Genomic DNA, 12,605 nt, shown 5'->3' on the forward strand with positions numbered 1-12,605 from the left:
CTACAAGTTCTCCACCTACGCCACCTGGTGGATCCGCCAGGCCATCACCCGCGCCATGGCCGACCAGGCCCGCACCATCCGCATCCCGGTACACATGGTCGAGGTGATCAACAAGCTCGGCCGGATCCAGCGCGAGCTACTCCAGGACCTGGGCCGCGAGCCCACCCCGGAGGAGCTCGCGAAGGAGATGGATATCACACCGGAGAAGGTGCTGGAGATCCAGCAGTACGCCCGGGAGCCGATCTCGCTCGACCAGACCATCGGCGACGAGGGCGACAGCCAGCTCGGTGACTTCATTGAGGACTCGGAGGCCGTGGTCGCCGTTGACGCGGTGTCGTTCTCGCTCCTCCAGGATCAGCTCCAGCAGGTGCTGCAGACGCTGTCCGAGCGCGAGGCCGGGGTGGTCCGCCTCCGGTTCGGTCTGACCGATGGTCAGCCGCGCACGCTGGACGAAATCGGCCAGGTTTACGGGGTGACCCGAGAGCGCATCCGGCAGATCGAGTCCAAGACGATGTCCAAACTGCGCCACCCGTCCCGGTCGCAGGTTCTCCGGGATTATCTGGACTAAGGGCCTGCTTGGGGCCCGAGTCCGCGCCAGACTCCACGACAGATACCAACCAAGCGTGTCAGTTTGAGCACTCTCCGCGCAACCCCTTCGCTGGTCGGATGGTTGCCCGATTGTGATCGTTGACGTGGCACCCTTGGGGCAGGGACGCTGTCGGAGTCAGGTGTGACCTCGGTCCCCCGCGGGCACACAGGGAACGCGCACCCTGACCAGGGTGTTGCACGATAGGTGAGCAACGACCGAAGAGAGTGTTCATCGGTGACGACCAGAGGAGGAAGGCGATGACCCCGACCCTCACGCCGCCGCCCGAGACGGTGAGCCCCCCGGCCGCCGATGAACGGTGCGACCGCTGCAATGCTGCCGGCAAGCTCCGCATTACCCTTGCTGGCGGCGGGGAACTGGTATTTTGCGGACATCACGCGAACAAGTACGCGGAGGATCTCGTCAAGATCACCGTGCGGTACGCAGCGGACCCGGAGTTCAGCTGGCGTGGCGCCGATCTGATGACGAACTGAGGATCCGCAGCTGAACATGCAAAGCCGGCCGGGCCCGCTGGGCCCGGCCGGCTTTGTCGTCTCCGGCGCCTACCGTCCTCTTGCCCACGGCTACCGTCCTGTTGTCCGGTAGCCGCCGTCCTGTTCCGGTGACCCGGTCGGCTGCGGGTCGGATCGGATCGGGTCAGAGCGTTTGCACGGTGGCGATCCGCTCCTCCAACTGCTCAATCGTCGCCTGGGCGCTGGGCGGACCACCACAGCGACGGCGAAGCTCCGCATGGATCTTGCCGTGCGGCTGGCCGGTGTGGTGATGCCGGGCAGCCACCAGGGCGTTCAACTGTCGGCGCAGCGCCACCCGGCGCTGCGCCGCACCCATCGGCGCCGGCGGTGCGGCAGCGGTCGCCGCGGCCGGCTCAGCCGGTCGTACGGTGCCCCGGCGTCGCGACGCGGCGAGCTGCTCGGCCTGCCGCTTGGACAGCAGCATGGCCACCTGATCGGCGGTGAGGAGACCGGGCAGCCCGAGGTACTCCTCCTCCTCCGGCGTACCGGCCTGCGCGGCGGTGCCAAAGGACGCGCCGTCGAAGATCACCTGATCCAGTTCGGCGGTCGCGGAGAGCGCGGCGAACCGCTTCTCCAGCTCACCGCTGGCCTGGTCGTCCCGCTGGGCGCGCTCCAGCAGGTCGTCGTCGAAGCCCTCCTGGTCCTTCGGCTTGCCCAACACATGATCCCGCTCAGCTTCCATCTCGCTCGCGAGGCCGAGCAGGTGCGGGACGCTGGGCAGGAAGACCGACGCCGTCTCCCCCGGCTGCCGCGCCCGGACGAACCGCCCGATGGCCTGGGCGAAGTAGAGCGGGGTGCTGGCGCTGGTGGCGTAGACGCCGACGGCCAGCCGCGGGATATCCACCCCTTCGGAGACCATCCGGACCGCCACCAGCCAACGCTGCTGCGCCGTCGCGAACGTCGCGATCCGGTCCGAGGCTCCCGCGTCGTCGGAGAGCACCACGGCGGCCTTCTCCCCGGTCACCTGCTCGATGAGCTTCGCGTACGACCGGGCGGTCTGCTGGTCACTGGCGATCACCAAGCCGGCGGCGTCGGGCATCCCGGCGTTACGCAGCACGGTCAGCCGGGCATCCGCCGCCCGCAGCACCTGCGGCATCCAGTCGCCGGCCGGGTCGAGCGCGGTTCGCCACGCCTGCGCGATCAGGTCCTGGGTCATCGGCTCCCCGAGCCGGGCGGCCAGCTCCTCACCGGCGTTCGTGCGCCACCGGGTCTCCCCCGAGTAGGCCAGGAAGAGCACCGGGCGCACCACGCCGTCGTGCAGCGCGTCGGCGTAGCCGTAGACGGAGTCGGCGCGGGACCGCAGGAGGCCGTCCCCGCCCCGCTCGTAGCTGACGAACGGGATCGGGTTGTCGTCGGAGCGAAACGGGGTGCCGGTGAGCATCAGCCGGCGCTCCGCGCCCTCGAAGGCCGCGTGCACCCCGTCCCCCCAGGTCCGGGAGTCGCCGGCGTGGTGGATCTCGTCGAGGATGACCAGGGTGCGCCGGGTCAGGGTGCGCCGCCGGTGCACCTGCGGCGCCATCCCCACCTGGGCGTAGGTGACCACCGCACCGTGGAAGTCGGCCGACGAGTGCAGATCCGCGTTCCGGAACGCCGCGTCGAGCTGGATGCCGACCCGGGCGGCAGCCTGCGCCCACTGGGTCTTGAGGTGCTCGGTCGGGGCGACCACGGTGATCGCCTCGATGCTTCCATCGGCGATGAGCTCGGCGGCGACCCGAAGGGCGAACGTGGTTTTACCGGCCCCCGGCGTGGCCACCGCGGTGAAGTCCGGCTCCCGCCGACGTAGGTACTCCACCAGCGCCCGGCGCTGCCAGGCGCGCAGGGCTGGGAACGTCTCGAGCGTTGGCGTCCGGGCTGCCACGCGAAGCTCCTCTCACCGCCGGCGGGACGGCCCCGACCGAGGATCGCGGGTTACGAACGCACGCCCCTGAGCCGTACCGGCATCGGCGCCGCCGCCGCCCATGAAAACGCCCCCGCGCGCAGTGCCGCGAGGGCCGGCGCCCAGCATAACCAGCGAGCGCCGTACGCCCCACTCGACGCCACGGTCAACGCAGGGGGAGGCAGCGGTGGGTACCGCCACCGCTCACGCGGGCGGCGGACCAGCCCGCGGTCGACTCACTCGCGCATTGACTCGTAGATCTCCTTGCACTTGGGGCAGACCGGTGAGCCCGGTTTGGCCGACTTGGTGACCGGGAAGGTCTCGCCGCAGAGCGCCACGACGTGGGTGCCCATCACGGCACTCTCGGCGATCTTCTCTTTGCGCACGTAATGGAACATCTCGGGGCCGGTGTCGGCGTCCTTCACCTCGGGACGCTCGAGAACCTGTGTGCTCACTTCCATACCTCCACCCGCCAAGTCTGGCAGGTCACCCTTTGCCCGGTCTACTTCGAGCCCGACTGACCGACGCCGTACGGTTGGGCACTGTGACCACCTTTCACCTCCGACACGGCGCCGAGGTCGCCGACGCGCTCCGCGTCGGCCGTCCCGTGGTAGCGCTCGAGAGCACGATCGTCTCGCACGGCCTGCCCCGGCCGGACAACCTCCGGGTGGCCCGCGAGATCGAACAGACCGTCCGGGATGCCGGCGCGGTACCGGCCACCATCGGCATGGTCGCCGGCCAGCTCGTGGTCGGCCTCGACGACGCGGAGCTGACCCGTCTCGCCACCGTCGACGACGTGGCCAAGCTCTCCGTACGCGATCTCGCCGTTGCTGCCGCGACCGGCGCGGACGGCGCCACGACCGTGGCCGCTACCAGCGCGGTGGCCGCGGCGGCGGGGATCCGGGTGTTCGCCACCGGCGGTCTCGGCGGCGTGCACCGGGAGGCGGCCCAGAGCTTCGACGAGTCCGCCGACCTGACGACCCTCGCCCGGACGCCGATCGCCGTGGTCTGCGCCGGGGTGAAGTCGATTCTCGACTCGGGCGCCACGTTGGAACGCCTGGAGACACTCGGGGTCGGGGTGGTCGGCTACCGCACCCGCCGCTTCCCCGGCTTCTACCTCACCGACGGCGGCTTCGACCTGGACTGGTCGGTCGACTCGCCGGAGCAGGTGGCGGGGGCGCTCGCCGCCCAGGAGCAGCACGGGCTGCACTCCGGCGGCCTGGTCGTGGCCAACCCGCTGCCCACCGACGAGCAGCTCGACCCGGCGCTACACGATCGCACCCTGGCCGAGGGGCTGACACTGTTGCGGCGGGAGGGGATCACCGGTAAGGCGGTGACCCCGTTCCTGCTGGCACACTTCCACTCCGCGACCGAGGGGGCCAGCCTCGCGGTGAACATCCGGATCATCCTGCGCAACGCCGACCTCGCTGCCCGGATCGCGGTCGCGTCGGCTGCCCGGCAGGCATGACGCCACCCCGGGTGGTCGTCGTCGGCGACCTGATCACCGACGTGGTGGCGGTGCTGGCCGGACCACTCACGACCGGTTCGGACACGCCGGCCGAGATCCGGTTCACCGGGGGCGGCCAGGCGGCGAACACCGCGGCCTGGCTGGGCGCGTTGGGCATACCGGTGACGTTGGTCGGTGCGGTGGGCGACGACGGTCCCGGCCGGGACCGGGTCGCCGAGTTGGAGCGCGGCGGGGTCGACTGCGCGGTCACCCGGGTACCCGAGATCCCCACCGGAACGGTCCTGGTGCTGGCCACCAGCGACGAGCGCACGATGGTCACCGAGCGGGGGGCGAACCTGTGGCTTTCCCCGACGGCGGTGGATGCCGCTCTTGACGCCGCCCCGGACGCCGGCCATCTGCACCTGTCCGGTTACACCCTGCTGGATGCCGGGTCCCGGCCGGCCGGGCTCCGTGCACTGGCCGCGGCCCGCGAACGGGGGCTCTCGATCAGCGTGGACGCGGCCAGTGCGGCACCGCTGCAGCGGGTCGGCGCGGCGGCCTTCCTGAGCTGGGTACGCGGCATCGACCTGCTCCTGGTCAACGCCGCGGAGGCCCGAGTGCTGGCGGGCGGGCTCGACCCGGCGGCGCAGGGGCGGGTGCTCTCCGCCTCGGCCCGGCGGGTGGTGGTCAAACGGGGAGCGGCCGGCGCGGTCTGGGTGGACCGGGACGCCATGCTCGCGGTGACCCCGACCCGTCGGATGACGGTGGTCGATCCCACCGGCGCCGGCGACGCGTTCGCCGCCGGCCTGCTCTCCACCTGGCTGACCGGGGCGGCCCCGGAGGCGGTGCTGCAGCGGGCCGGTGACCTGGGCGCGTCGGCGGTCGGCCGGGTGGGGGCCCGACCACCGACCTGACGCCCATTACTGCTCGGCGTCGATGACCGTGCGCGGCTGTTCCTCGGCCGTGAGGCTCGTCGGCGCCGGGTCCGCCAGGGACCGGGACCGGGGCCGGAACCGGCCACCGAGGCGGTGTTTCTCCTTCGGCGGCCGGTCGTTGGCCAGCAGCACGGCCAGCCACGGGATCAGGATCATGCCCACGCCGGCCAGGGGCAGCCAGAGCCAGAGCATGGGGGCCTCCACGCCGACCAGGATCGCGCCGACGATCAGGCACACCACCCGGACGCCCATCATCAGCACGTACCGCTTCTGACGGCTGGTGAGCTGATCGTCCTGGCTGCGCGGGGCGTCGGTGATCAGGATCGGCTGGTACGCCGGACGCTTCACCACGGACCTCCTCGGGGATCCCTCTCATCCTGTCACTCGCCCTCCGGCCATGGGAGGTCGCCGTCAACCTCGCCCTCCGGGGTGCTCCACCTGCTGGCCTGCGCCGAGTCGCCGAAGGTGCAGCTGCACGTCGTCCCGCTCGACGCCCCCAGCTACCCGGGGCTGGACGGGCCCTTCACCATCGCCGACATGCCGGACGGGTCGCGGGTGGCCCACGTGGACAGCCCCGCGCGGGCGCAGCTGCTGGAGAAGACATCGGACATTGTTACGCTGGAGCGACGGTGGGAACTCATCCGTGGGGAGGCCCTCCCCCGTGGGCGTTCCCTGGATCTCCTGAGAGAAGCGGCAGCAGCATGGACCTGACCGGTGCCCGGTGGCGCAAGAGCACGAAGAGCGGCGGTAACGGCGGCGACTGTGTAGAGGTGGCCGACAATCTCCCCGGCGTCGTCGGCGTCCGCGACAGCAAGGACCCGCTCGGGCCGGCGCTGGCCTTCGGGCCGGCGGCGTGGCGGGCCTTCGTCGGCTCCACCCGGCGGCGCTGACCCACCGCTTGTCGGCCGCCGCCGGCCCGATCGACCCGCGACCGGTCCACCACCGTGATTCATCCCGCACACGGCATCACTGTGAGGTTAGCCTGTGCTAACTTCACCGGGTTAGTCTCCGCCGACCTGTCGTGTGAATGAGGTTCGTCGTGTCTGCACTCTTCCGCCGGTCCGCTGCGACGTTCGTCGCGACCGGACTACTCTCCGTTGGCCTGGTCGCCTGCGGGTCCGGTGCGGATGACACCGACCCCGGCGAGCCCAACGACAAGATCATCACTGTTTACAGCGGGCGGAACGAGAAGCTCGTCAAGCCGCTGCTGGAGAAGTTCACCGAGCAGACCGGCATCGAGATCCGGCCCCGATACGCCACCACCGCCCAGTTGGCGGCGCAGCTCGTCGAGGAGGGCGACCGGTCCCCGGCCGACATCTTCTTCGCCCAGGACGCCGGCGCCCTCGGCACCGTGGCCAAACAGGACATGTTCGCCACGCTGCCGGAGACCAGCACCGACCAGGTCACCGAGACCTACCGGGCGCGCAGCGGCCAGTGGGTCGGCATCAGCGCCCGCTCCCGGGTACTGGTCTACAACGCCGACCAGGTCCCCGCCGACCAACTCCCGACCTCCGTCTTCGACCTGACCGGCCCGGCGTGGAAGGGCAAGGTCGCGCTCGCTCCGACCAACGCCTCCTTCCAGGCGTTCGTCACCGCGATCCGAGTACAGCACGGCGACCAGCGGGCGCAGGAATTCCTCTCCGACCTCAAGGCCAACGAGGCGCAGATCCTCGACAACAACATCCGGATCGTTGAGGCCGTCGACGCCGGCGATGTCCCCATGGGACTGGTCAATCACTACTACCTCGGCGCGATCGCCGAAGAGCAGGGCAGCACGCCGGAGGCGTTGAAGGCCAAGCTGCACTTCTTCCCCGACGGTGACACCGGCGCCCTGGTGAACATCGCCGGTGTCGGTGTGCTCAACCGGGCCGCCGAGGACGCCGACGCCCAGGCGTTCGTCGACTTCCTACTCGGCGCGGAGGCCCAGCGGTACTTCGCCGAGGAGACCTTCGAGTACCCGGTGGTGACGGGCGTGCCCGGTCCGACGTACGTGCCGCCGCTGGCCGACCTGAAGGTGCCCGCCATCGACCTCAACGACCTGGACACCCTTGAGGCCACCGTCGCCATGATCACCGACTCCGGGCTGGTGCCCTGAACACTCCGACGGCCACGGCGGGGTCGGCCACCAGCAGGCCGACCCGCTTCGCCGTACCCAACCGGGTGCGACAGCTGGCGCCCCGACCGGTGCTGCTGGCGGCGTCGACGGCGGCGGTGGTCGTAGCCCTGCTGCCCCTGACCTACCTCGCGCTCCGCACCGCGGAGGCCGGCTGGGACCGGGTCGTCGACGAGTTGTGGACCGAGCGGGTCGCGCTGCTCGCCCTCCGCAGCCTCGCCCTCGCCGCGGTGGTCACCGCCGCCTGCGTCCTGCTCGGTGTCGGCACCGCCTTCCTGGTCACCCGCACCGAGCTGCCCGGCCGGCGGTTCTTCGCGGTGCTGGCGGCGCTGCCGCTGGCCGTCCCCACGTACATCGCGGCCTTCGCCTGGCTCTCCGAGATACGCGGGCTGGAGGGCTTCTGGCCGGCGGCGCTGGTGCTGACGCTCTGCTCCTACCCGTACGTCTTCCTGCCGGTCGCGGCGGCACTGCGCGGCGCGGACCCGGCCCAGGAGGAGGTGTCCCGGTCACTGGGACGCAGCGGATGGCAGACGTTCACCGCGGTGACCCTACGCCAGATCCGTCCCGCCACGGCGGCGGGCGGGCTGCTGGTCGCCCTCTACGTGCTCTCCGATTTCGGGGCCGTCTCGATCCTGCGCACCGACACCTTCACCCGAGCCATCTTCGTCGCGTTCGACCTGGGGTTCGACCGCACCGGCGCGTTGGTGCTCGCCAGCGTGCTGGTGGCGCTGACCGTGCTGCTGCTCACCGCCGAGACCACCACCCGGCGGCGGGGCGCCCGCTACGCACGACTCGGCGGCATCCGCCGCCCGCCGGCCCGGCTGCAGCTCGGCGCCGCCCGCTGGCCGGCGCTCGCCGCGCTGCTCGGCGTGGCGGCACTCGCCCTCGGGGTGCCCGCACTGAGCCTGGCCCGACGGCTCGCCGACGGTGTGTCCCGCCCAGGTGCCCTGGCCGAGGTGGCCGTCGCCGCCGGCAACTCGTTGACCGTCTCGTTGAGTGGCGCCGCGCTGACCATGCTGCTGGCGCTGCCGTTGGGGCTGCTCGTCGCCCGCGCGCCCAACGCGCTGACCACGGTGCTGGACCGGCTCGTGTACCTCGCCCACGCGCTGCCCGGGGTCGTGATCGGGCTGTCGCTGATCTTCTTCGGTATCACCGTGGCGTACCCGCTCTACCAGACCCGCTGGCTGCTGGCGCTGGCGTACGCGACCCTCTTCCTCCCCCTCGCGGTCGGCGCGGTTGCCGGCGCCGCCACCCAGTCCCCACCGGGGCTGGAGGAGGTGGCCCGCTCGCTGGGCCGGGGCCCACTGACCGTGCTGCGTACGGTGACCCTGCCGCTGGTCCTGCCCGGTGTCGGTGCGGGCGCGGCGCTGGTCTTCCTGACCGGCATGAAGGAGCTTCCCGCCACCCTGCTGCTGCGGCCGACGGGGACAGACACCCTCGCCACCGAGCTGTGGACCGCCACGTCGGTCGGCGCGTACGCTGCCGCCGCCCCGTACGCGGCGTTACTGGTGGCGATCTCGGCGCTGCCCACCTGGCTGCTGGTCTCCCGCAGCGGCCTGCTCGACAAGGAGGACCGGGGATGAGTGAGGTCGCGCTGACCGGGGTGGTCCGACGGTACGGCGCGGTCACCGCGCTCGCCGGTGTCGACCTCACGGTGCCGTCCGGGCTACTCACCGCCGTGCTGGGGCCCTCCGGCTGCGGCAAGACGACATTGCTGCGCTGCCTCGCCGGGTTCGAACGCCTCGACGACGGCGAGATCCACATCGATGGTGTCCCGATCGCCGGCTCCGGCCTGCACCTGCCCGCCCACCGCCGCCGTATTGCCGTGGTGCCCCAGGAAGGCGCGCTCTTTCCGCACCTCAGCGTCGCCGACAACGTCGGGTACGGCTTGGGTCGCGCCGCCCGCCGAGGCGACCGGATCGAGGAGGTGCTGACCCTGGTGGGCCTTGCCGGGCTCGGCCACCGGATGCCACACCAGCTCTCCGGCGGCCAGCAGCAGCGGGTCGCGGTGGCCCGGGCGCTCGCGCCCCGCCCGTCGGTGGTGCTGTTGGATGAACCCTTCAGCGCCCTCGATGCCGGGCTCCGGGCCGGACTGCGACACGACGTCCGGGAGGCCCTACGCGCCGACGGCGCGACCGGCGTGTTGGTCACCCACGATCAGGGTGAGGCGCTGTCCGTGGCCGACCGGGTGGTGGTGCTACGCGCCGGTCGGGTGGTACAGGCCGGGACACCGACCGCCGTCTACCGGGAGCCAGCCGACGAGTGGGTGGCCGGTTTCGTCGGCGACGCGGTGTTGCTGCCGGCGGTGGTCCTGGACGGCGGCACCGCACGCACCTGTCTGGGGGACGTGCCGATCGCCGACAGCGCCCCGGCCGGCCCGGTGACCGTCCTGGTCCGACCGGAGCAGGTCCGCCTGGGTACCGGCCCGGAGACGGTCGCCGCCACCGTACTGCGGCACGACTTCCACGGGCACGACGCGCTGGTCGGCCTCCGGCTGGCCGATGGCACCCGGGTCACCGCCCGGATCCTCGACGGCAGTCCGACGGTGCCGGTAGGTGCCGAGGTCGGAGTCACCGTCGAGGGCACCGCCCGCGTCTTCCCCACCACCGTCACCTCGACTCTGATCAGCGTGTAGGCACAGCAGCCCCGGCGACGCCGTGAGGGCGCAGACCCCGCTCGGCCTGACACCTGCGGCCGAAGTCCGGCGGGTGCCGCCCACGACGATGTCGATGGCGGGCAGGATAGCGGCGTGGACCCAGATGACATGCTCTTCTCCCCCGCCGGCGTTGCGGCCCTGCGCAACGCCCTGACCCGGGCGAACTTCACCTCGAACGGGATCGCCGGCCGGCTGGGGTCGCAGGCGACCGGCGGGATGGCCCGCAACGACTTCCGAGCCGCGCTGCGCGCCACCGAGGACCGCGATCCCCTCGCCACCCTGATCCGGCTCTTCGTCTGCGAACAGACCGAGCCGTACGAGGCGGTCGCCACCGCGCTCGCGCCGCTGCCGATCAAGGAGGCGCTCGCCGGTGGCCTGGTCGAACAGCACGGCGACGGCCTGCGGATGGGCCTCGACCTGGAGCCGTACGGGGACGACTGGTGGGTGCTCGCCGACGCGCCCGCCAGCACCCACCCCGGCCGAGCGTTGCAGGCCGAGCATGTACTCGGCATCGGCGGCGCCACCCAGACCCTGATCGGGGCGACCGTCCGGCAACCGGTCGAGACCGCGCTCGACCTGGGCACCGGCTCCGGCGTCCAGGCCCTGCACCTCTCCACCCACGCCCGGCGGGTCACCGCGACCGACCTCTCCGAGCGGGCGTTGCGCTTCGCCGCGACCACCGCCGCCCTCAACGGGCAGGACTGGGAGCTGCTTCGCGGCGACCTGACCGCCCCGGTCGCCGGGCGTCGCTTCGATCTGGTGGTCAGCAACCCACCATTCGTTGTCGGGCCGGGCACCACCACGCACGTCTATCGCGACTCCGGGCGGGTGGGCGACGCGATCGGCGCCGAGTTGGCCGCCGCCGCCCCGAGCCTGCTCACCGAGGGCGGCACCATGCAGTACCTCGCGAACTGGGTGCACGTGGCCGGCGAGGACTGGGCCGAGCGGGTCGCCGGCTGGTTCGCCGGCAGTGGGCTGGATGCCTGGGTGATCCAGCGCGAGGTCGCCGACCCGATGGCGTACGTCAATCTGTGGCTCTCCGACGTCGGCGAAACGGCCAGCCCGGAACGGATGGCCGAGTGGTTGGACTGGTTCGACGCGCACAAGGTCGAGGCGATCGGCTTCGGCATCGTCTCGCTGCGCCGCTCCGGCCACGATGACCCGGTCGTCCGGGTGGAGGAGCTGCGCCAGCTGGTCGAGGCGCCGCTCGGCGACCGGGTCACCGAGTGGTTCGACCGCCAGGAGTGGCTCCGGGTCCGCGACACCGACGGGCTGCTCGCGGCGCGTTACCGGGCCGCCGATGACCTCCAGCTACGGCAGGAGGCCACCATGAGCGACGAGGGGTGGTCGGTGGACCGGCAGATCCTCGCCATGCCGCACGGCCTGCGCTGGACCGAGGAGATCGATCCGATCGTCCTGGCCCTGGTCGGCGGGGCGGACGGGCGGTTGCTGCTGCGCGATCAGCTCGCCCTGCTCGCCTCCGCGCACGACGTGGCCCCGGGCGAGCTGGCGGAGGCGGCCGGCCCGATCGTGGCCCACCTGGTCGAGCGCGGTTTCGTCGAGCCGGTGGTGGACTGATGCGGGCGGTGGTCACGGTGACCTGGCCGGTGGTGGACTGATGCGGGCGGTGGTGCAGACGGTCGGCCGGGCACAGGTCACGGTTGACGATGTGGTGGTGGGGGCGATCGACGACGGCCTGCTGGTGCTGCTCGGGGTGACCCACTCCGACACGACGCAGACCGCCCAAACCCTCGCCCGCAAGGTGCACGAGCTGCGGATCCTCGACGGGGAACGGTCGGCCGCCGACCTCGGTGCCCCGATCCTGGTGGTCAGCCAGTTCACCCTCTACGGGGACGCCCGCAAGGGCCGCCGCCCGAGTTGGACCGCCGCCGCCCCGGCGGAGGTGGCCGAGCCCCTGGTCACTGCGGTCGTTGAGGAGCTGCGCGCCCGTGGGGCCAAGGTGGAGACTGGGCGCTTCCGGGCCCAGATGCTGGTGGAGAGCGTGAACGTCGGCCCGCGCACCATCCTGCTCGACCTCTGATCGCGGCGCCGACCGCTCGGCACGGGCTCGTCCACTCTGACAAACCCGCCGCTAGGTAGTCAAGAACTCACGGAGTGTTTACCTTTCCGGACGCGGTGGGTAGAACCATGTCTATGTCTTCCCATTCAAGCCCGATCGCTGCTGGCGGCTCACGGCGGCGGCTGATCGCCGCCGTTGTGGCCGCCGGGATGATCGCGACCTCCGTCGCCGCGCTCGATCCGGCTGCCGCGAACGCCGGCCTGTCCCCGACAACCAACCCCCTCGCCACTGCCGGCACCGCGCCGGAGGCGCACACCGTCACCCTGATCACCGGCGACATCGTCACCGTGCGCACCCTCACCGACGGCAAAACCCTCACCGAGGTCGAGCAGCCCGACGACGCCACCGGCGGCTTCAGCGTCCAACAACACGGCGACGA

General features: G+C 71.8%; 14 protein-coding genes and 1 pseudogene. 12 read left to right on the forward strand and 3 right to left on the reverse strand.

Going from position 1 to position 12,605, the window contains the following annotated elements; translation table 11 throughout:
• Positions 1–568 (forward strand): sigma-70 family RNA polymerase sigma factor (locus H0524_RS10390; protein WP_180198476.1); only part of this gene is annotated, 568 nt, incomplete at its 5' end.
• A gap of 278 nt (positions 569–846) precedes the next feature.
• On the forward strand, positions 847–1,080 hold the full coding sequence (locus H0524_RS10395; protein ID WP_012181646.1) for a hypothetical protein: 234 nt from the start codon (positions 847–849) through the stop codon (positions 1,078–1,080).
• Between the two features lie 163 nt (positions 1,081–1,243).
• Here the strand turns inward: H0524_RS10395 and H0524_RS10400 are convergent, their stop codons facing one another.
• Entirely contained in the window at positions 1,244–2,977 is a 1,734-nt protein-coding gene (locus H0524_RS10400) for a DEAD/DEAH box helicase (protein WP_180198477.1), read from the reverse strand.
• A gap of 254 nt (positions 2,978–3,231) precedes the next feature.
• Complete coding sequence (locus H0524_RS10405) at positions 3,232–3,456, reverse strand: DUF3039 domain-containing protein (RefSeq protein ID WP_018214595.1); 225 nt, start codon at positions 3,454–3,456, stop codon at positions 3,232–3,234.
• Between the two features lie 32 nt (positions 3,457–3,488).
• On the opposite strand from H0524_RS10405, the gene H0524_RS10410 reads away from it, so the two are divergent.
• A complete protein-coding gene (locus tag H0524_RS10410; RefSeq protein ID WP_180198478.1) occupies positions 3,489–4,463 on the forward strand; it encodes a pseudouridine-5'-phosphate glycosidase in 975 nt (324 codons plus the stop codon).
• The gene (locus H0524_RS10415; RefSeq protein ID WP_180198479.1) at positions 4,460–5,356 is read left to right on the forward strand and encodes a carbohydrate kinase family protein; all 897 of its coding nucleotides are present in this window, start codon (positions 4,460–4,462) and stop codon (positions 5,354–5,356) included. Before H0524_RS10410 ends, H0524_RS10415 begins: the two co-directional genes overlap by 4 nt.
• A gap of 6 nt (positions 5,357–5,362) precedes the next feature.
• Here the strand turns inward: H0524_RS10415 and H0524_RS10420 are convergent, their stop codons facing one another.
• The gene (locus H0524_RS10420) at positions 5,363–5,725 is read right to left on the reverse strand and encodes a DUF3099 domain-containing protein (protein WP_180198489.1); all 363 of its coding nucleotides are present in this window, start codon (positions 5,723–5,725) and stop codon (positions 5,363–5,365) included.
• Between the two features lie 87 nt (positions 5,726–5,812).
• On the opposite strand from H0524_RS10420, the pseudogene H0524_RS10425 reads away from it, so the two are divergent.
• From H0524_RS10425 to H0524_RS24575, 8 genes and pseudogenes are all read left to right on the forward strand, one after another.
• Positions 5,813–6,088 (forward strand): annotated as a pseudogene (locus H0524_RS10425) (Scr1 family TA system antitoxin-like transcriptional regulator); the annotation flags it as partial.
• On the forward strand, positions 6,079–6,267 hold the full coding sequence (locus H0524_RS10430; RefSeq protein WP_180198480.1) for a DUF397 domain-containing protein: 189 nt from the start codon (positions 6,079–6,081) through the stop codon (positions 6,265–6,267). The pseudogene H0524_RS10425 and the gene H0524_RS10430, both read left to right, overlap by 10 nt.
• A 137-nt stretch (positions 6,268–6,404) precedes the next feature.
• Positions 6,405–7,472 carry an iron ABC transporter substrate-binding protein gene (locus H0524_RS10435; protein WP_180198481.1) on the forward strand — a complete coding sequence of 356 codons (1,068 nt, stop codon included), beginning with the start codon at positions 6,405–6,407 and terminating at the stop codon, positions 7,470–7,472.
• Between the two features lie 65 nt (positions 7,473–7,537).
• Positions 7,538–9,073, forward strand: coding sequence for an iron ABC transporter permease (locus H0524_RS10440; RefSeq protein ID WP_180198482.1), 1,536 nt, complete (start codon positions 7,538–7,540; stop codon positions 9,071–9,073).
• Entirely contained in the window at positions 9,070–10,125 is a 1,056-nt protein-coding gene (locus H0524_RS10445) for an ABC transporter ATP-binding protein (RefSeq protein ID WP_180198483.1), read from the forward strand. Before H0524_RS10440 ends, H0524_RS10445 begins: the two co-directional genes overlap by 4 nt.
• A gap of 114 nt (positions 10,126–10,239) precedes the next feature.
• On the forward strand, positions 10,240–11,724 hold the full coding sequence (locus H0524_RS10450) for a methyltransferase (protein WP_180198484.1): 1,485 nt from the start codon (positions 10,240–10,242) through the stop codon (positions 11,722–11,724).
• 40 nt (positions 11,725–11,764) lie between these two features.
• Complete coding sequence (dtd, locus tag H0524_RS10455) at positions 11,765–12,187, forward strand: D-aminoacyl-tRNA deacylase (protein ID WP_019871306.1); 423 nt, start codon at positions 11,765–11,767, stop codon at positions 12,185–12,187.
• A gap of 113 nt (positions 12,188–12,300) precedes the next feature.
• Positions 12,301–12,605 (forward strand): hypothetical protein (locus tag H0524_RS24575; protein WP_255435873.1); only part of this gene is annotated, 305 nt, incomplete at its 3' end.

Origin of the sequence: Salinispora sp. H7-4 (assembly GCF_013416675.1) — a bacterium.
Lineage (GTDB): Bacteria > Actinomycetota > Actinomycetes > Mycobacteriales > Micromonosporaceae > Micromonospora > Micromonospora vitiensis.